General features: G+C 55.1%; 19 protein-coding genes. 10 read left to right on the forward strand and 9 right to left on the reverse strand.

The features are described from left to right. Positions 1-370: 370 nt before the first annotated feature. Positions 371-1648: a tetratricopeptide repeat protein gene (locus BLU89_RS19325; protein WP_074739101.1), complete on the forward strand. Its 1278-nt coding sequence runs from the start codon at positions 371-373 to the stop codon at positions 1646-1648. Between the two features lie 115 nt (positions 1649-1763). On the opposite strand, the gene BLU89_RS19330 is transcribed toward BLU89_RS19325, so the two are convergent. Further along, positions 1764-2798, reverse strand: a complete 1035-nt coding sequence (locus tag BLU89_RS19330) for a GlxA family transcriptional regulator (RefSeq protein ID WP_074739103.1) — start codon at positions 2796-2798, stop codon at positions 1764-1766. A gap of 168 nt (positions 2799-2966) precedes the next feature. On the opposite strand from BLU89_RS19330, the gene BLU89_RS19335 reads away from it, so the two are divergent. From BLU89_RS19335 to BLU89_RS19365, 7 genes are all read left to right on the forward strand, one after another. Next, positions 2967-3899 carry a homocysteine S-methyltransferase family protein gene (locus BLU89_RS19335; RefSeq protein WP_074739105.1) on the forward strand — a complete coding sequence of 311 codons (933 nt, stop codon included), beginning with the start codon at positions 2967-2969 and terminating at the stop codon, positions 3897-3899. Between the two features lie 49 nt (positions 3900-3948). Beyond that, positions 3949-5169 carry a flavin-containing monooxygenase gene (locus BLU89_RS19340; RefSeq protein WP_074739107.1) on the forward strand — a complete coding sequence of 407 codons (1221 nt, stop codon included), beginning with the start codon at positions 3949-3951 and terminating at the stop codon, positions 5167-5169. After that, a complete protein-coding gene (locus BLU89_RS19345; protein ID WP_074739109.1) occupies positions 5166-5378 on the forward strand; it encodes a YjiS-like domain-containing protein in 213 nt (70 codons plus the stop codon). The genes BLU89_RS19340 and BLU89_RS19345 overlap by 4 nt, the downstream gene beginning before the upstream one ends. A gap of 43 nt (positions 5379-5421) precedes the next feature. Continuing rightward, on the forward strand, positions 5422-6966 hold the full coding sequence (locus BLU89_RS19350) for a cytochrome-c peroxidase (RefSeq protein WP_245709801.1): 1545 nt from the start codon (positions 5422-5424) through the stop codon (positions 6964-6966). A gap of 106 nt (positions 6967-7072) precedes the next feature. Further along, positions 7073-7795, forward strand: a complete 723-nt coding sequence (locus BLU89_RS19355) for a hypothetical protein (protein WP_143030627.1) — start codon at positions 7073-7075, stop codon at positions 7793-7795. Positions 7796-7930: 135 nt separating this feature from the next. Further along, complete coding sequence (locus tag BLU89_RS19360; RefSeq protein WP_143030628.1) at positions 7931-8440, forward strand: cupin domain-containing protein; 510 nt, start codon at positions 7931-7933, stop codon at positions 8438-8440. Beyond that, positions 8437-9039: a glutathione S-transferase N-terminal domain-containing protein gene (locus BLU89_RS19365; protein WP_074739115.1), complete on the forward strand. Its 603-nt coding sequence runs from the start codon at positions 8437-8439 to the stop codon at positions 9037-9039. The genes BLU89_RS19360 and BLU89_RS19365 overlap by 4 nt, the downstream gene beginning before the upstream one ends. Positions 9040-9426: 387 nt before the next feature. Here BLU89_RS19365 and BLU89_RS19370 read toward each other — a convergent pair whose 3' ends face one another. Both BLU89_RS19370 and BLU89_RS19375 read right to left on the reverse strand, forming a co-directional pair. Next, a complete protein-coding gene (locus BLU89_RS19370; protein WP_074739116.1) occupies positions 9427-9735 on the reverse strand; it encodes a hypothetical protein in 309 nt (102 codons plus the stop codon). 365 nt (positions 9736-10100) lie between these two features. Continuing rightward, positions 10101-11495 carry an aminotransferase-like domain-containing protein gene (locus BLU89_RS19375; RefSeq protein WP_074739117.1) on the reverse strand — a complete coding sequence of 465 codons (1395 nt, stop codon included), beginning with the start codon at positions 11493-11495 and terminating at the stop codon, positions 10101-10103. A gap of 78 nt (positions 11496-11573) precedes the next feature. Here BLU89_RS19375 and BLU89_RS19380 point away from each other — a divergent pair, with 78 nt between their 5' ends. Beyond that, positions 11574-12530, forward strand: a complete 957-nt coding sequence (locus tag BLU89_RS19380; RefSeq protein WP_074739118.1) for an EamA family transporter — start codon at positions 11574-11576, stop codon at positions 12528-12530. Between the two features lie 267 nt (positions 12531-12797). Here BLU89_RS19380 and BLU89_RS19385 read toward each other — a convergent pair whose 3' ends face one another. The 3 genes from BLU89_RS19385 to BLU89_RS19395 are packed head-to-tail and all read right to left on the reverse strand — an operon-like array spanning position 12798 to position 14295. Continuing rightward, on the reverse strand, positions 12798-13334 hold the full coding sequence (locus BLU89_RS19385; protein ID WP_074739120.1) for a GNAT family N-acetyltransferase: 537 nt from the start codon (positions 13332-13334) through the stop codon (positions 12798-12800). Then, a complete protein-coding gene (locus tag BLU89_RS19390) occupies positions 13331-13738 on the reverse strand; it encodes a DUF6632 domain-containing protein (protein ID WP_074739122.1) in 408 nt (135 codons plus the stop codon). Before BLU89_RS19390 ends, BLU89_RS19385 begins: the two co-directional genes overlap by 4 nt. After that, complete coding sequence (locus BLU89_RS19395) at positions 13735-14295, reverse strand: carboxymuconolactone decarboxylase family protein (protein WP_074739124.1); 561 nt, start codon at positions 14293-14295, stop codon at positions 13735-13737. Before BLU89_RS19395 ends, BLU89_RS19390 begins: the two co-directional genes overlap by 4 nt. Before the next feature lie 145 nt (positions 14296-14440). On the opposite strand from BLU89_RS19395, the gene BLU89_RS19400 reads away from it, so the two are divergent. Further along, positions 14441-15142, forward strand: coding sequence for a winged helix-turn-helix transcriptional regulator (locus BLU89_RS19400; protein WP_074739126.1), 702 nt, complete (start codon positions 14441-14443; stop codon positions 15140-15142). On the opposite strand, the gene BLU89_RS19405 is transcribed toward BLU89_RS19400, so the two are convergent. The 3 genes from BLU89_RS19405 to BLU89_RS19415 are packed head-to-tail and all read right to left on the reverse strand — an operon-like array spanning position 15139 to position 17988. Further along, a complete protein-coding gene (locus BLU89_RS19405) occupies positions 15139-16146 on the reverse strand; it encodes an NAD(P)H-dependent flavin oxidoreductase (RefSeq protein ID WP_074739128.1) in 1008 nt (335 codons plus the stop codon). The two genes, BLU89_RS19400 and BLU89_RS19405, sit on opposite strands and share 4 nt — an antisense overlap. A gap of 12 nt (positions 16147-16158) precedes the next feature. Next, positions 16159-17394, reverse strand: coding sequence for an NAD(P)-binding domain-containing protein (locus BLU89_RS19410; RefSeq protein WP_074739129.1), 1236 nt, complete (start codon positions 17392-17394; stop codon positions 16159-16161). Between the two features lie 27 nt (positions 17395-17421). Beyond that, positions 17422-17988: an OsmC family protein gene (locus BLU89_RS19415; RefSeq protein ID WP_074739131.1), complete on the reverse strand. Its 567-nt coding sequence runs from the start codon at positions 17986-17988 to the stop codon at positions 17422-17424. Positions 17989-18082 lie beyond the last annotated feature (94 nt).

The following is an 18082-nucleotide window of genomic DNA, read 5'->3' on the forward strand; positions in this document are numbered from 1 at the left end:
CCTAGCAGTGATACACAACTGCAGTATGGCGCATTGCGACGCCGGTTGGAGCAGGAGCTATCCACCCCATCGGGTTCGACGGGCCGCAGTGCAGCATCTGATGCCCCGAACGGAGGGCAGCTTTGGGCCGTTCCTAAAAACCGAGTGATCAGGAAATAGGGCGACGCTGCAGTGCCGTGAAGCCGATCTTGTAGGGGCCGCAGCGCTCAGCTTTGAAGGCTAAAAAACCGTTAACTTCCAATTTCGCTCCTGAATGGTTCAATTTTCTGAGTATCCAAGAAACCGTTTCTGGGCTTTGATGCTCAGAAAGTGCTGGAGCGATATTGGAACAGGCACTCTTTGATGTGTCGGCAAAATAGGAGACCCTGAAATGCTAGCCGATCAATACGGATTGCCATTGACCACCAGCGTGCCTGAGGCGCGAGACGCCTATGTCAGCGGGATTGATCATATCCTTGCGGCAACATTTGGCGCGAGCGACGCTTTTGCCGCCGCTGTCGCGGCCGATCCCGGCTTCGCCCTGGGTCATGTCGGACTTGCACGAGCACGGATGTACGACACCGACATGCCCGGTGCCCAAAAGGCGATGGCGACGGCCCGTGATTGTGCAACGCAGTTGACCCAGCGTGAGGCAGCTCATCTCACCGTCTTCGAACTGCTACTTCAAGGACGCATTTCCGAGACACGACGCGCAGTTCAGGATCACGTTGCAGATTATCCGCGCGATGTGTTGGTCGCGCAGATTTGCACCAACATTTTCGGTTTGATTGGCATGTCTGGCGAACCTGGCCGAGAAAGCCTTCAACTTGCCTATACGACGCAACTGTTCGATGCCCTGGGTGAGGATTGGTGGATCATGAGCGTGCATGGCCAGGCGCTTTGCGAGGTCGGGCAGCTCGATGAGGCGATGTCCATGATGGAGCGCTCACTTGCCCTGAACAATGTCAATGCGAATGCCTCGCATTTCAAAGCGCATACACTTTACGAACAAGGGGCGGGAGAGGCTGGTCGCGCCTACCTTGCCGACTGGATTGCGGATTACGATGAACGGTCGGTGTTGCACGGACACCTGAGCTGGCATCGCGCACTGTGGGCCTTAGAGCAAGAGGATGAGGCCGAACTATGGGGGATATACGGCGACGCGATAGCGCCTGCCGCGTCTCATTCGATGCCTGTAAATGTGCTAACCGACGCAGCAGCCCTACTGTACCGTGCTGAGATCGCGGGCCTCGACGTGGCGCCTGAGCTTTGGAGCGACCTCAGCGACTACGCATCAAGGTTTTTTCCAAACCCGGGCATGAGTTTTGCAGATATCCACAGCGCGCTGGCTTATGCCATGGCAGGAGACGGCGATCGTCTCGCGACCCTGGCAGAGACGCAGTCGGGTTTTGCGGCGGATCTTGTACGCCCGGTTGCCCGGACTTGGGGCGCGATAGCTAGGCAAGACTGGACCGCTGCCCTGCAATATCTGACGCCGACCATGGCGGATCACGCGCGTCTCGGCGGGAGCAGGGCGCAGCGCGACCTGTTGGAGCTAACTTACTTGAACCTGCTGTTGAAATCGGGCCATGCCGAAGAAGCGCATCGGACAATCATGGCGCGCCGCCCGGTTTTCAGCCATGCCGCACCCGTCGCCGGGTTTGCTTGACTTGGCAATCTGGAAAACACTTTTGGCCGTCCGGCGCCGATGCGCGGCTACGTTCTGCGGTTTTCTTGGAAGGCGATGAAAGACCCATATTACCAATCAGTAGCCGTGGGTCATGCTATTGCCCTTCGGAGCCGACAGGCATCAACAACAAACGCTTCTTGCGGTAAGTCGATGCGGGCATCCCAACATATCGCCGGAAGGCATTTCGGAAACTCGACGGTTCTGTGTATCCAACCTCCTCGGCAATATCGTCGATTGGCAGATCGGTTGTTTCGAGCATCTGCTTGGCTTCCTCAATTCTAAGCGTCTGGATGTAGTCGACAGGCGTTTGACCCGTGGCCTTTCGGAAACGCCGCAATAGGCTGCGTTCTGTCAAGCCGCTTCGTGCGGCCATCGCGGCAACTGGTGTCGCAAGGGCGTAGTTATCAGCGGCCCAAACCTGAGCATCAGCAACCAATGCATCTTCGGTTTGAGCGCCTGCGGTGAGAGAAGCGTAGTGCAGCTGCCCCTCACTATGCGGCTGCAGCAAGTAGATCTTGGCAATGCGGCGGGCTTCATCCGCGCCTGCAATCCGCCCAATCAGATAAAGCACCAGATCGCCCCAGGCCGAAGCGCCACCGGCAGTCACAATCCGATGCCCTTCGCCCGCAGGGATAAGGATACGTTCGCGCCGCATTTTGATTTCGGGGTATTGCCGAGCGAGTAGGTCGCAAAAGCTCCAATGGCTGGTGGCATCGAGCCCATTCAGCATTCCGGCCTCGGCAAGCAAGTAGGCTCCGGAACAAACCGACGTGATCAACGCGCCATCGTCTTGTGCTTTCCTGAGCCACGGGATGAATTGCGCAAATTCTTCCGGCGTTCCCGTACCTGGCGCAAAATGAAAGTCAGGAATGATGACAAGATCGGGTACTCCAAAGCTTTCCAACGATCCATCCGGTGTAATGCGTCGTCCGTTGATGTCGTCATAAGCCGCACCATCAACCGACAGTAATGCGCCGTCAAAAACAGGTGGTCTGGGCGTATTACCATGAAGCATTTCCCAGTCCCGTCCCACAGACGCCAAAGCATCAAGAATACAATAGGCTGTCGAAGTTCCGACGCAGGGCATGGTCAGAACCGCTGTGCGGCAGGTGGTTTTCTTATCCAGCATGGGTATGTCCGATATTCACCGATTTGGTCATATATCGGCATATCACGACACGATCTCGTCAGGCAATACGGTTGCATTGAATGTGACAGTTCGAGCAAGTGGAACGCCATCCAGCGTTTTCTCAGATCTGTCCCTTATTGAAACTGAATGACCTGAATGGAGCGTAATATGACGTCGACAATACTGCCGCATCAATCTGATCAGCTATTTCTGACAGATGCCGGACTTGAAACCTGGCTTGTATTTGAGAAGGGTTTCGACATGCCCTGCTTTGCGGCCTACCCACTGGCACAGCTGGAAGAAGGTCGCGCCGCATTCAAGGAGTACTTTGCCCCGATCTTTGAACTGGCCCGCCAAAATGGAACAGGGTTCTTACTGGACACTTATACATGGCGCGCCAACCCTGATTGGGGTCAGGAGCTCGGCCACGATTTGGATCATCTGCGGCATGTGAATTGCCAAGCTGTACAGGATGCCAAGGAACTGCGCCGCACGTTGGGCCACGGGTTGAATGTCCTTGTCAATGGCATCATTGGTCCACGTGGCGATGGTTATGATCCAAAATCCATCATGACCATCGAGGAAGCGCAGGCTTACCATGGTTTTCAGGTTGGGGTCCTTGCTCACGCAGGCGTCGACATGATCAGCGCGCTGACACTCACTAACGTGCCAGAGGCAGTTGGTGTCGCCAATGCCGTCGCAGAGTTGGGTGTGCCTTGCGTTATCAGCTTTACGGTTGAAACCGATGGGCGGCTTCCTACAGGCGAGATGCTGCAAGACGCCATCACACAGGTTGATACCGCGGCCACAACAAAGCCCGCATATTACATGGTCAACTGCGCCCACCCCGATCACTTTCGCACCATGATCCCTGAGGGTTCCGATTGGGCGCAGCGTATCGGAGGCGTGCGTGCAAATGCTTCGCGCATGTCACATGCAGAACTTGATTGCTGTGAAACGCTAGACGATGGCGATCCGGTCGAATTGGGCGCGCAATACGCGCAGCTGAGGCAATTGCTTCCAGGCATGCGTGTTGTCGGTGGATGCTGTGGGACAGATCACAGGCATCTGGCCCAGATCTGTGCCGCATTGACCCGTTGATATCAGCCTCGAATGGGCTGCTAAACGCGCCCTTTTTTGGAGATTAAAGATGACACATTCTCATTCAACAACCGCCATCGTTATCGGAGCTGGACTGTCCGGTCTGGCAGCTGCCACTGAATTGCGTGACCGCAAAATACCCGTCACGATTCTGGAGGCCTCTGACCGGGTTGCCGACCCGTGGCGTGCGCGCCATCCGAAGTTGCGGCTGAACATTCACCGCCATTTTGCCCGGCTCCCAGGTCACCATGAACCTCGCCATCCCGGCACGTATTTGCCCCGGGATGCGGTCGTTGATTATCTCAGCGAATATGCGGCTGGATTGGCGTCCGATATCCAATTTGAAACCTGCGTCCAGTCGGTGCACCGTCTTGTAGGTGGTTGGCAGGTTGGGACCAACAAGGGCACATATACCTGCGCTCATCTGATAGTTGCAACCGGGCGCGAAAAAGAGCCCGACATGCCCATCTGGCCTGGCCTAGATGAGTTTGGCGGTAAGGTTATTCACGCCGCTGATTTCGAAGAACCATCCAGTTATGACGGCAAAAAGGTGCTTGTCGTGGGCGCCGGAAACTCCGGCTCGGATGTGTTGAACCACTTGTCGCGGGCCAATCCTGCACAGGTTTGGATCTCTGTCCGGAACGGGCCTTCGATCCTGCCAACGCGGATATTTGGATATCCGATGCACAGAATGGCCAGGTTGTTTTCCCGCACCCCCAAATGGGCTCTCGATCCGCTGATGGCAGGGATGCAATGGATGAATTTTGGCAACTTGCGCCGCCATGGATTGCCCCGACATCGCAAAGGCGGCGGATCACGCCTGATCAATGATGGGGTGACGCCCGCACTGGATGACGGGTTTGTCAAAGCGTTGAAAATGGGTCGTTTCGAGGTCGTGGGTCAGGCTGTCGGCTTCTCACCCTACACTGTTGAACTGGCAGACGGCCACAAAGTCGATCCTGACGTGGTGATCTGTGCAACGGGCTACCAGACGGGTCTGGAGGACCTGTTTGGACATCTTGGCGCATTGGACAAGCGTGGGTATCCGCTGTGCCCGGCGGGTCAAAAGGACAACCGAAATCCGGGCCTTTGGTTCACAGGGTTCGGTGTGTCATTCGAAGGCTTCTTCTATGCCGCCGGTGTCAGTGCAACTCGCCTTGCGACCAGCATTTCGGCGCAAAACTCGCAGCTGTCGAATGAGAGACGGACAACGCGTGCGGCACAGCTTGATCCCCCTCAATCGCTTACTCTGAAAGGAACTCTTCAATGACCATGATGGATCAACCCAAGGGGCTGAGTGGCAGACGTCGCGCAAGGATGAACGTCGCCAAATTCTTTAACTGGTGGCGGGCACGCCAAAGGAACAAACGTGACCTGCGAAAACTGGCGCAATTGCCCACCGATCTCTTGCGGGACGTTGGCCTCGAACATCTGCGCGACTTGAAATCGGACACTGCAGACCATCACCGCATGTTTTGAGACGCGCGCAATTTTCGAAATCTATTGATCAAAGGAAAGTAAAATGTCCGTTTTCAAGACAGGGAAACTAGCCGAGATGGCAGGAAGGACGGGTTCACTGGCTTCCTTGCGCGCGCGGGTTCTACGTGCTGCAACCGGATCGGCTCTCTTGATTGTTGGCACTTTGGACTCGGTGCATGCCCAACCGGAAAGCGGACTATCGTCCCTTTTGCCTTCAGCCTTAGAGGACAGTGACTTTCTGCATGACGGCAAGCCGAAAGCAGAGCTGGTCGAGTTGGGGCGGAATCTGTTTTTTGATCCGATCCTGTCAGGTAATCGCAATATTTCTTGTGGCACCTGTCATGACCCGGCACGCGGCACCAGCGATGAGGTCGCTCTGTCGATTGGCGAAGGGGGAACAGGTTTCGGCGATAAGCGTCGGACTGCAGACGGGGTTACCGAACGCATCCCACGCAACGCGCAGGCTCTATGGAACATTGGCGCAAAGGAATATCGTTCGATGTTCCATGACGGGCGGGTAGAACCTGACCCGCTTGCAACATTTGACAGCGGGTTCTGGAGCCCGGCTCGCGAACATCTGCCCGTTGGTCTGGACAGCGTATTGGCCGCGCAGGCGATGTTTCCGGTGCTCTCGGCCTCAGAAATGGCCGGGCAAAAGGGTGAGAATCCGGTCGCCACCGCCGTTGCAGAAGATCGCATAACAGACGCCTGGAATTTGCTAGCCGAACGGTTGGCCGACCAGCCGCAATATCGCACCCTGTTTCGCGCGGCTATTCCCGAAGATAATGAAGTCACAATGGTGCAGGCCGCAAACGCACTGGCTGCGTTTCAGTCGGTGGCTTTTCGCTCCAACCAAACCGCGTTTGATCAATTCATCGCAGGCGATCACACAGCCCTTTCTCACGCAGCACGCAAAGGTGCGGATCTGTTTTATGGCAAAGCTGGCTGCGCAGACTGCCATTCCGGTGCATTGCTGACGGATCACGATTTCCATGCCATTGCCGTTCCTCAAATTGGCCCGGGCAAGGGGCATGGTGGGGATACGAGCTATTGGCGCGCATCGGGTTTTGGTTTGCACACAGAGGACGAAGGGCGCTACCGCGTCACCTTTGAAATGGACGATTTATTTGCATTCCGCACGCCCAGCCTTCGCAATGTCTCGCTGACAGGCCCCTGGGGGCATGACGGTGCATTTGATGATCTGGAGGCGATGGTGCGCCACCATTTGGACAGTGTCGCTTCTCTTGAAGCTTTTGATGCTGATACCGTGTCGTTACGGGAGCTTGACCAGATCATCGAGAAAACTGGAGATGGATCAGAGTTGATCTTTCGTCCACTTAATCCCGAGCGTCGTTCTGCATTTGACTTGCGCGACCGCTGGGTGCACGGCGCAGCTGAGTTGCGGGAGCGGATTGCGAACGCAAACACGCTGGCACCGGTGCAGCTGGAAGAGCCCGAAATCGCTGAGCTTATGGCCTTCCTGGATTCTTTGACGGACCCGACCGCCAAGGATCGTTCCGCGCTCATTCCCCAAGCTGTTCCGTCGGGTTTGGAACCGCAGCCAACACCGCTCGAGCCCGACGGCTAGCGCCTTAGAACCTGCGCCGCATGAAACCAATTATCAGAATTCCGGCTCTGCATCGGGGCCGGTTCCCCGGGCACATATGCCCAAATCTAACCAAAGGACCAATGACATGAGACCCTTTCTATTGACCAGTGTTGCCGTTCTGGCCGTGACCATGGCAACTCAATCGAACGCCCAGGATGATATCAAAGTCAGCTATGACGCCGCAGAAAGCATGTCGCTGACGTTCATCTTCCACATTGACGACGGCATGGCCGAGCAGGATGTTTTTTATGAAAGGGTCCCCGGCTCGGGTGAGGTGTTCCGCCCCACAGCTGCGACCCGTGACATGGATGTTCCGCTCTATGCGCCGGGTATTGAGGTAAAGCACAACTTTTTGGACACAACCGATACCGGCCCCTATCCAAAGGGTCGACCGCTTGGCCTCACGCTCGGCGATTGGTTCGCGGCAAAGGGGAGCGGGACATACACCTGTAGCAATGGGGTTGGAACCGTTGATCTGGCCTTTGAAAACCTCGTGCCCGGTGGAGTCTACACTATCTGGCATGATTTCATGGTGTGGCCACCGACCGACCCGTTCATCGGAACATATGACCTGCCCTTTGGCGCGCGTGATGGGTCAGAGAATACCTTTGTCGCGAACGGTGACGGATCAGCTGATTTTGAGCGCACCATTTCGCCTTGCCTGCAATTGAGCGGAGAGCACCTGGCTGCTGATCTGGGGTTGGCTTGGCATTCTGATGGTCAGACCTATGGCCCACTTCCCGGAGAGTTTTCAACCGTTACACATGTTCAAATGTATGTGGCGCTGCCCGAACGCACTAGCCTGTGAGGTCAAGGATTGGGCAGGTCTCGTACTTGCCCAAACCCAACCAAGCACGAGAGTTCTCGCCATGTTAACAGACCCCAGAACCGTCGCGTCTTGTCCGCCCAACTTCGTTTAGAACGCGATAATAGAGTTTGGCACTTGGCAAATCCGGGTCCTGGCCGTGCAGATTGCGCGTCGATTGAAAAAGAGGTGCTTTGGCATTGGCAACGCGGCTTTCAACATTATCACCAACCAAAGAAAGACCTTGCTATGAAAATTATTCGCATAAACCAAGATGATAATTTCGGATCGCGGTTTTCAGATCATCACTGGACGCTTGAGGAGGGTCGTTACACACCGCCATCACCGGCGGGATACACAACCACTTCTCAATTGAACGCTGAGGGGGTGCTGATGATGCATCATCCCGCTGGTTACATTGACGACTGGCACACCGCGCCTGCAATTGTTCTCGGAACCGTCCTTCGGGGTGCAGTTCGCATTCAGACAACCGATATGGATACACGGGTTTTGCAAGCAGGGGATCAGTTTCTGGCCTGTGACCTAAATGGCAAGGGGCACCGCATGTTTGAGGTGAACGATGGACCCTACGACCTTGCCCTTGTTGTACTGAAAGAACCACCGACTGAAGAAGCGTTTGTTCAATGAGGCTGTACTACTTCCCCGACGCGTGTTCGCTGGTCATCAACATTGTACTGCGAGCGGCAAAAATGCGGTTTGAACTGATCGAGGTCGACTATGTCACGCGCCAGTTGCGTGACGGCTCAGATTATAGCCGGATCAATCCAATGGCTTATGTTCCGGCATTACAATTGAGTGACGGAAGATGTCTGACAGAAGTCATCGCTATCATTGATTGGATCGATTTTGTTGCACCCGAGGCGGGCCTGCTGGGTGCACAGGGGACGCACAAGCGGCAAGAGGCCATGATTTGGTTGGCTTATGTGGGGACCGAAATCCACAAGAGCTTCAGCCCTTTGTTTCGGCCTGGAACACCGCAGGAGTTCCTGGCACCAGGACAACGCCACTTGGAAATTCGATTATCCATGGCCGAACAAAAATTGTCTGAGCAAAGTTCTCTGTGCGCCGATACGCATACGGCTGCGGATTATTACTTGTATGTCATGTCTCGGTGGATGGGTGACTCTGGTCTATGCGCTCGGGACTGGCCGGCCATTCAGGCTCATGCAACGCGGATCGAGTCGCTTGGATTCGTCCAGGACGCGCTGGCTTCAGACATCCGTTAATGAACTCAGACCTCAAATTGGAACAGGCGCAATTTCATCCGACTCATCAGGACCCGTGGCCTGCGTTTCGCAGATGGTCTCCTGCGACGTGTGAATGACGGAGGAACTGCACCATGCATTTCGCGTAGCGATCGGAACATCTGATGGGATTGGCGATTTAACGTGAGTTCTTCCACAAACGTTGGTTTGTCGTGGAAGGGGCCCAAAACTGAGTTGGTTCATACAACTTGTTTTGAGACAGATTTACCCTTGGGCTTTGTTTGGATCGAAACTTATGAGGATTTTGCCCTGCAACCACAGATACTTCACATTGCAATTACAGTCGGCGTCTCGGCTGCGGCGACGAGCCGTTTGGGCTCATTCAGTTGCAGGTGCAGATCAATCGCATCACACCTGTTCGATGGTAACAACTGAGGAATACCCTTGTCCCATCTGTCGCGTGTACCGCATGTGGAGGCCACGATATTCAGTAACCTCGCAATCCAACCCGTGGTTTTCTTCTCCACTCGACACAGCTCGACAGAAGAAGCCATCCTCCCAGTACCAAGAGCCAAAGAAGTCTTGTCCACCAGCCTGGCCGGTAATGTCGCCTGATGAATGGATAGTGAACCTCAGGTTATCACCAAACAGAACCTTGTCCGCAAAGATGTCGATGAACTCGGCCCTCGTGTCGATCCTTCGCCATTCTGCATCCATTTGTGTTACTCAACTCAGTGCCAATAGTGTTTCACATAACTCATTTTTGGGTACCATTGTTGAGAAGAACAAGAGAAACAATTCTACTCCTTCCAATCTCTCCCTTTGGTTTGAATAGGGTCAGCTATGTCCCGAGTTGTGTGAGTTCAGATTTCCGGAATATTTGCATTCGCAGCGAAAGTCCGGTTTGATGGGCTGCGACGTAGCATTCAACTAAGCTGGTGGAAGTCGGCTCTGGGCCGTCCGCATGATCAGTCATAGGTGGGGCAGGGGCCCTTTCTGCAACGGCACCGGAGTCTGGTATGAGCCCATCCCTACACATGCCGCACAGCGAGTAAATGACGGCTTTGTGTGATGCCCATTTGTCAGATCGCCATCGAGGACCCGCTCGGCTTTTGCCGTAGCACACCCGCCACAATTTCCAAGCCGCGTTGCAATCGGACTTCATTTGCCTCGTGGCTGACACAAAGGCGAATAGCTTCCGGTGCGTCACCTGCATTGATGGCGAAGCTGCGGCCTTCGCTGACGCGAACGCCCAGACGGGCGCATTCCGCGGTGAATACATCCGCACGCCAGCCCTCCGGTAGCGTAAGCCAGACATGAAAGCCGTCCGAGAGTTTCGGGATGACGGCGACCCCCAGAATACGCTGAACGAGCTGCTGTCGGACTCTGGCGATGCGTTGTTGCTGGCCGGTTAACTCGGCTGCCGTGCCATCCTCGATCAACCGGCTCGCCACTTCCAAAGTCAACGGTGGTGCCATCCAAACGCTCAGATTGACAGACAGATGCAGTGCGGCAGCCAGCTTCGTGGGGGCATTCAGAAAACCCACGCGCAATCCGGGTGCGACCGCCTTTGATAAGCTTGTTACGTAGATTGCGGCCTCTGGCGCGATCTTCGCCAGCGGCTCAGGTTTGTCGGATTTGAGCGGCCCGAACACATCGTCCTCGATCAGGATCACGCCGAAGCGTGTAGCAATCTCGGCGATCCTTGTCCGTCGTGCCTGAGATAGCGTGACAGTTGTTGGCGCTTGCAAGGTGGGGGTCATGTAAAATGCTTTGGGGTTGGCCTCACGGCACCATGCCTCGAACGCCTCTGGCACCACGCCTTCCTCGTCCATCGCAACGCCTCCGATTTGCAGATTGAGACGCGCTGCCATTGCCAGGACCGGAGTGTAGGTTAGTGCTTCGGCCAGCAACAGGTCGCCTGGCTGCATAAGCGCCATGAGAATGCACAAAATGCCGTGCTGCCCACCGACAATAGGAACGATGCAGTTAATTTCAGAAGAGAGACCGCAAGACGCCAGCCATGTCTGACCGGCAGCACGATGATGCTCGAGGTCAGCGTCTGTCTGGTAATCCAGCAAGGACCGTAGGCCGGTATCATTTGCGATCTCGGACATAACGCGACGGATGTGTTGCTCGGAAAACCCTGACATCGGTAGGTTGCGGGACAGGTCTATCGGGCCGCTGTCTGACCTGCGCAGAGTTTCTGGTTCTGCTTGTGTCGGGTCGGTGTCAGTCGATCGAACAAACGTTCCTCGTCCAACCTCACCCCTTAGAAGCGCCCGCTTTACTGCCTCGCCGTAGGCGCGACTGGTCGTATTCGGAGACACGTCGAGTTGATAAGCCAGTTCGCGATGGGGTGGCAGGCGCGTTCCCTCAGGTAAGCGGCCCGTTGCGATGTCCTCCGCCATCGCCTCTACAATCCGAATATATTTCGGACCATTGCGACTTGATAAATCAGGAACCCAAATTGCCATCAGATCAATCTTTTTATTGCACCAGTAGTTTAGTGGATGCAATTTCTGTAGACGTCAAATCAATTATGGTCTGCTGCTATGACACTTTTTTCTCCATCAATCGGGAAAGGCATCGCACTCTCTCTCGTTAGCCTCACACTGCTTGGAGTCATGCCAATCATCTCCAACCTGCGCCCCTCCGACGTTGGAGCGCTCAGCTTCGCCTTCGCACTTTCGGTTTGGCAGGTGGTGTTTGCCGTGCCTGTGTTCGGATGGGAACTGCGCAGGGGTGCCAAGGGAATCTTCGGCATTGATCTGTCCCGCCGGGTACGTCGCCAGATGATACTCGTCGCTCTCTTCACAGGTGCGCTCTTTGGCCTCTCGACCTATCTTTATGTGCTGGGAGTCGAAAAAGCCGGGGCTGCGAATGCAGCTATCGCGATCCAAGCCTACCCGCTATTCGCGATCTTCTGGGAGTCCCTGTTTCTGAAGCGTAGCAAGACCGCCATTGAACTCACCCTGACCGCCATTCTGATTGGTGCACTCTACTACCTTGGGACCGGCGGAACCTTCCTGATATCGGGCTTGTCGCCTTGGTTCCTGGTCTCACTCGGTGTCCCTCTTCTGTGGAGCATCGCGCATGTCATAATCAAGGAGGAACTGAGCAATACACCAATCACGCCCACTCAGGTGACGTTTTTCCGGGTCGCGATCTCGACCCTCTTCCTGACGGTCGTTTTAGTCATCGCTGTCCCTTCCGGAATAGACATGGGTATAAGCGCGATCTTCCAGACAATGTCAGCGCTCATGGGGCTGGTTTACTTCCTCGAATTGATCGTCTGGTTCTACGCTGTCCGCCATATCGACGTATCTTTGGCCAGTTCGATCACAACACCTTGGCCGGCCGTGACGATGGTTCTTGCTGTCCCGTTCTTAGGTGATGCCATCGAACCCTACCAAGCCGCGGCGTTAGCTGTCGTGGTGGTTTGCATCTACGGCCTCACGATCGCAAGTCTAAGAAAGAACACGCTCAAACACGCCGCACCGGAATCGTAATCGATGCTCAACATCTATGCCCGCGCGATGATGACAGCCAGCCGGTGCGAACCGTTGGAAGAGAAGGACGACCAAGTCACTCGTGACCGCGTCTTCTTCTCCAATCGCCCCGCTTCATCCGATCCACGCTGCAAGCGAAGATACGACATGATGGCGAAACTCGCCACGATCCTTTGTTTGCAGTGTGGATCAGAGTAGCCCTTTTGGATGTGACCTGCGGGCAGAAACGACAGAGGCGAAGAAGATATTGGTTAAACTATTTTCCAGTCACTGTGGGTCGAGTTGCAGCACCATGAACGTTAGCCAATCTGCCATTTCGTCGCTGACATTGTAATAGGGTTTGATCGGTTGAAATCCGAGCTTTTGGTACAATCCGCACGCCTCGAATTGTTCTGGCCCGGTATCAAGATACATTCTTGCGTAACCTAATTCGCGGGCATGGTGGATCAGATGTGTTGCAAGGACCTGACCTACGCCCTGCCCGTGAAATTTTGGATCGACGAACATGCGCTTCATTTCGCAGGCATCTTTATCGATTTCGCGCAATCCCACACAACCAGCGAACTTCAGATCGACGCTCGCGATTAGCAGCGTGCCTGCGGGGGCTCCGTAAATGCCAGGCAGGTCTGACAGCTCGCTTTCAAACTCATCCGGATCAAAATAGCGGGCCACAAGGTCGTGGTAGGTGTGATGGCGCACAAACAGCCAATCGACCAAGGCCCGCATCATATCTTGCACAGCGCCGATTTCAGCCGGAGTCTCCGCGGTTTTAACTGTGACGCGCTGTTTGACTAAGGATATCATTTGGATGTTCTTTCGCTGGCTCTGGGAGTTTCTGAAACGCGTGGCGACAAATACCAAAGCACCGCGGCCATGATGATAAGTGCTGGGATATCTCCCACCAAATGACCGATCTCCATGTGGTCGTGGCTGACTTGAATAGCCATAATTACGGCGTGAATAATGCTGGACCAGATGGCAAAACTGATCAGACTCATATGGTTTTGCGGGGCTGAGGACGCCCGGATCAGGAACCATCCCAGAACCGCATAAATTCCGCAGATCATTTGGAAATAGTGCTGACCTCCGCCACCATGCCAGACCCACCCCGAAGGCCAGATAGCGGCCAGTGGATAGATCAGAAAACAGATTGTCCCAAACAGGACCAAAGCGATCTTTAGTCCCTTTTCGCGGCTTTTGGGGCTCATACTGCTTCCGCCTTAGGAACCCATGCATAAGGCGCAAACTCCGCGTCAAGCGGCAGGTCCAGCAAGTTGGCTGTCATGTTGCTCAGAGTTTTGTTTGCGACACCTATGATCACCTCCAAAGCCTGATCCGGGTGATAACCGGCCGCCAAAAAGCCCGCGTATTCTTCGCTGCAGCCACGACCACGGTCCGTTGTCAATTTCCGGGCAAAGCGCGCCAAGGCACCAAGACGATCATCATCAGGGTCGCACCCTGCACGCATCGCTTGGACGTGGCTGTCACTTAGTTCGGCATCAGCAGCAAAAGCTGTGTGACCCGCGACGCAGTAGCGGCACCTGTTGGCCACGCTTACCGCAAGTTGGATCACTTCACGTTCGGCAGGTGTCAGGCTGCTGTTGCCAAATGCGCCGGTCAGCCCAGCAAACCCGGTCATCGCATCAGGAAGACCACCATAAACGGCATAGACATTGGGAACAAAGCCACGTGCTTGCGTGATCGCGTTGAATATCGGACGTGATTGCGGGGCGGCTGTCTGGGTCGTGTGGATGGGTAGGGTCATAAGCTCTCTCTGTTTTGCAGATCCGTGCTTGGAATGCTTCATATGATGAGACTTACCTGACAGCGTCCCTACGCGATGCTTTACAGATTGGAGCAAAACACTATACCGATTGGAGTATCTTACTACATTTTATGGAGTAATTTTGATGTCGCACAGTTATGGCCAATGGTGCCCCATCGCCAAATCAACTGAAATTTTGGGCGAAAAATGGACCATGCTGATTGTACGCGAGCTGTTGATGGGCAGCACACGTTTCTCGGAGCTCCAGCGTGGTTTGGGGGCGATCTCTCCCACGCTTCTGACGCGCAGATTGGTCACGCTAGAGGAATATGACCTTGTCTATAAGCGTCGCATTCAAGGCGGTCGGGGGCACGAATACCTACCAACCGCAAGCTGTCGACAGCTGCAGCCGATCCTGCTGGCACTTGGAAGTTGGGGCATGGAATGGTCTAAGGCGTTTATGAGCGACGCGGATTACGACGTCGAGCTTCTGATGCTTTATCTTCAACGAAGTATTGTTCCCGAGAACCTGCCCGGCAGCAGGACGGTCGTGTTGTTCCAGTTTACGGATTTCGATGAGCAACCGAAATGGTGGATCACGGTTGAAGGTGGCAATGTTGATGTTTGCACCACCGATCCCGGCCTAGACGTGGACGTATTTATCACAACAAAGGTTCGCGCGATGGCGGATGCCTGGTTGGGCCACACGACCTATAAGGCGGCCAAAGCCTCTGGCGAGATGGAGATCATCGGACCGGCGGCTCTGACACGCAATATAACAAGCTGGCTTTCCGATTGCATTTTCGCAAGCTTGCCGAATGCCGAAGAGATTTTGGCGGCACGTTAACGCATTTGGAGTGCTGCGCGAGCGTGTTCCATTATGCTGTCGATAATCGTACCAGCGCGTTCAACGCTGTTCACGAGGCCAACGCTTTGACCTGCCCACATCGATAACGCTTCAATCTCACCGGTCATCGAATGATGGGGTGTCGTGGATTGATAAGCTTTGATTGGGGCGCTGCCCCGCATTGCAACCGTTTCACCGGACCGATGGCGTGTGTTATTGCTGGGTCGGCCTTCTGCAAGCCAACGATTCGCTACGGCGTTACGCAGCACACGATGTGCAGCATTTGACCAGCCAACATTGTACAGATCGGTCTCGTGGAGTGTGTCTGAATGCTGGGCTGCAATAAGTTGCGCGATGTATTCGGAATGCGCCGCACTTTCTGGGGTCGCCAGAAAACGAGTTCCCATGACAACGCCGCTGGCCCCCAGACAGAGGGCCGCAGCCAACCCGCGCCCGTCTGAGATACCACCGGCCGCCAAAACTGGCACCGATCCTGCCATATCCACGACGGCCGGGATTAGTGGCAGCGTCGCGACCATCCCCCGAACATGCCCTCCGGCTTCCCAACCCTGCGCGACCAAAATATCTACACCCGCATCAACAGCGTGTTTGGCGTCAATCGCGGTCGATACCGTCTGGATCACCAAGGCCCCGTTGGTATGCACCTGCTTTACAAACGGCGCTGCATCCCCCCAGAAGAAATGCACAGCATTGGGACGATGCGACAGGCAAAGTTCCAATCGAGCTTCTTGTGGCATATCAAGGCAAAGGTTTACAGCAAACGGCGCGTCGGTTTTTGAACGCAGGCTTGTCAGTTCAGCCTCAATGGTATCCCTGCTGCTCCACGAGAAAGGCATGATCGGATAGCCGCCTGCATTGCCAACGGCAGCAGCCAGGTCGCTTTCTACTGCGCCGGCCATGGGGGCCAGTGCGATGGGGTGATCCACCCCGACCAGATCTGTAAACGCCGTCGAAGATACGGGGGCTTTGATCGTCTTGTCCATGATTGAATTCCTTTAAGCCGCGCGGCGGTTTCGATTGGCAATAAGGTGATCGGAAAGAGCCTGCGCATCACCGCCCACCCCGTCTATCAGCGCTGACTTCCGACGCCGCATGAAGGGCAATCCCAAGATGTAAAGACCAGGTGCAACGATGCCCTGATCGTGGATCAACATGCCTTTCTGGTCGAACACAGGAAGCTTCAGCCAGCTGAATTCTGGGGAATAACCTGTTGCCCAAACAATGGTCTGTATCGCGCCGTTTTTCAGATTGGACATGAGGTGTGTCGGATTGGGTAATAGCGTCGGGGGCAACTGTTGCGCATCGGGAAGGTCGGGAATGTTCATGCGGTCGGCCCAGTCGTCGAAATGCCTAAGAAGTCGGTCGATCTTCAGATCCGACATGGCACAGTGATTGGCAAGTGAGCCGGAAAACTGCGCCATACCGTTTTGAATGCCAGCCAGTCGACCGGTTATTGAAACCCCCATTGCCTGAAGCGTATTCAGATCAATGGAATCTATTCCAGGATCACCAATCAATTGGACAGAAGGCACGCGGCGGGCACGGTCAATGTCATCCACCTCGTTGACGCGAACGTCCAGAATACCGCTGCGATCCATCCACCACTGAATGTCCCGCCCACGATAGCGACGCGGTGCGCGAATATGCTCTCCAACGGCAAGGGTCACAGCATGTCCCGCGTTGCAAAGTTCAGCAGCGATCTGTACGCCGCTCGCTGACCCGCCAACCACCAGCACACCGCCCTTCGCAACTTGGTCAGGCGATTTATATGTGCTAAGCGACAACTGCATGATGCTTTCTGGAACAGCGCCCGCCAACTGAGGCAGTTTCGGCCGGGCGCAAGCACCACTGGCAACAACAACATTATCGCATATCCAAACGCCCTTGTTGGCGCGAACCAGATAGTTGTTCCCATGAGACGTCACAGAATGAACAGCTGTGTGCTCTTCGACCGGAGCATCAATTACATGGGCATAGTCACGCAGATACCCTGTGATCTGCGGCATGCTCATATACCCATCTGGGTCAGGCCCATCATATTTGTAGCCCGGTAGCCGGGATTGCCAGTTTGGCGTAAGCAGCCGCAGACTGTCCCACCTGTCTTTCATCCAGGATTGCGCGACCTCGCCACGCTCCAATACAACATGCGCGACGGAGCGGTCCGAGAGACATTTACTCATTGCGAGCCCGGCTTGCCCGGCGCCAATGATGACGGTCGAAATATGTCGCATGACGCTCGCTCCTGTAGTAATCGCGGCTTAGGCCACGACCACATGTACGTTGGTCGGATTGGTCATCAGATCAAATACAGTGGATCGCTTTTGCGACTGTGCGACCAATGCACGAATGTCATCGTCGCTTGCGTCCGCATCGATAGCGAAGGTTACGCGAACAGCACTGAAGCCGTTGCGAATGTCGGGATCCATACCCAAAATCCCGCGCATATCCATGTCACCCTCGACAACGCACTGTACGTCATGAAGCTGGATGCCCCGATGCTGCGCGACAGCAGCGACGCCTCCGGTCAGGCAACTTGCCAAGGCAGAAAGTGCGATTTCCGGGGGTGTCGGCGCGCTGTCACTGGCAGCAAAAACTTCTGGATGATCCGAACTGATGGAAAAAGCTTCTTTGCGTGTGTGTTCTTCACCCAGGCCGTAATAGCCATTGATAGTATTGCGGCTTTCGCTGCCATTGAGCCAGTCACAGGTACTGCGGAAAGTAAACAAGGCGGCTTGCGGCATCTCGGCGAATGCGCCTCGTGCTCCGATCAGGGCCTCGGTGTTTACACCATTTGAAACGGGTTTGTCTTGGGTTTGCGTGGTCATTGTGTTGTTCCTTTTGAAGTGTGCTGAGTTGACGGTGCAGCTCAATATCGCGACTTTTAGGGAACGCGCGCTGTGCGAGATACTTCACGGTCGA

It is taken from the genome of Ruegeria halocynthiae (genome assembly GCF_900106805.1).
Taxonomy (GTDB): Bacteria; Pseudomonadota; Alphaproteobacteria; order Rhodobacterales; family Rhodobacteraceae; genus Ruegeria; species Ruegeria halocynthiae.

What these genes read in the sequence shown, in the direction of transcription:
- BLU89_RS19325 (WP_074739101.1), top strand. Translation starts at nt 371, where the DNA reads ATGCTAGCCGATCAATACGGATTGCCATTGACCACCAGCGTGCCTGAG.
- BLU89_RS19330 (WP_074739103.1), bottom strand. Translation starts at nt 2,798, where the DNA reads ATGCTGGATAAGAAAACCACCTGCCGCACAGCGGTTCTGACCATGCCC.
- BLU89_RS19335 (WP_074739105.1), top strand. Translation starts at nt 2,967, where the DNA reads ATGACGTCGACAATACTGCCGCATCAATCTGATCAGCTATTTCTGACA.
- BLU89_RS19340 (WP_074739107.1), top strand. Translation starts at nt 3,949, where the DNA reads ATGACACATTCTCATTCAACAACCGCCATCGTTATCGGAGCTGGACTG.
- BLU89_RS19345 (WP_074739109.1), top strand. Translation starts at nt 5,166, where the DNA reads ATGACCATGATGGATCAACCCAAGGGGCTGAGTGGCAGACGTCGCGCA.
- BLU89_RS19350 (WP_245709801.1), top strand. Translation starts at nt 5,422, where the DNA reads ATGTCCGTTTTCAAGACAGGGAAACTAGCCGAGATGGCAGGAAGGACG.
- BLU89_RS19355 (WP_143030627.1), top strand. Translation starts at nt 7,073, where the DNA reads ATGAGACCCTTTCTATTGACCAGTGTTGCCGTTCTGGCCGTGACCATG.
- BLU89_RS19365 (WP_074739115.1), top strand. Translation starts at nt 8,437, where the DNA reads ATGAGGCTGTACTACTTCCCCGACGCGTGTTCGCTGGTCATCAACATT.
- BLU89_RS19370 (WP_074739116.1), bottom strand. Translation starts at nt 9,735, where the DNA reads ATGGATGCAGAATGGCGAAGGATCGACACGAGGGCCGAGTTCATCGAC.
- BLU89_RS19375 (WP_074739117.1), bottom strand. Translation starts at nt 11,495, where the DNA reads ATGGCAATTTGGGTTCCTGATTTATCAAGTCGCAATGGTCCGAAATAT.
- BLU89_RS19380 (WP_074739118.1), top strand. Translation starts at nt 11,574, where the DNA reads ATGACACTTTTTTCTCCATCAATCGGGAAAGGCATCGCACTCTCTCTC.
- BLU89_RS19385 (WP_074739120.1), bottom strand. Translation starts at nt 13,334, where the DNA reads ATGATATCCTTAGTCAAACAGCGCGTCACAGTTAAAACCGCGGAGACT.
- BLU89_RS19390 (WP_074739122.1), bottom strand. Translation starts at nt 13,738, where the DNA reads ATGAGCCCCAAAAGCCGCGAAAAGGGACTAAAGATCGCTTTGGTCCTG.
- BLU89_RS19395 (WP_074739124.1), bottom strand. Translation starts at nt 14,295, where the DNA reads ATGACCCTACCCATCCACACGACCCAGACAGCCGCCCCGCAATCACGT.
- BLU89_RS19400 (WP_074739126.1), top strand. Translation starts at nt 14,441, where the DNA reads ATGTCGCACAGTTATGGCCAATGGTGCCCCATCGCCAAATCAACTGAA.
- BLU89_RS19405 (WP_074739128.1), bottom strand. Translation starts at nt 16,146, where the DNA reads ATGGACAAGACGATCAAAGCCCCCGTATCTTCGACGGCGTTTACAGAT.
- BLU89_RS19410 (WP_074739129.1), bottom strand. Translation starts at nt 17,394, where the DNA reads ATGCGACATATTTCGACCGTCATCATTGGCGCCGGGCAAGCCGGGCTC.
- BLU89_RS19415 (WP_074739131.1), bottom strand. Translation starts at nt 17,988, where the DNA reads ATGACCACGCAAACCCAAGACAAACCCGTTTCAAATGGTGTAAACACC.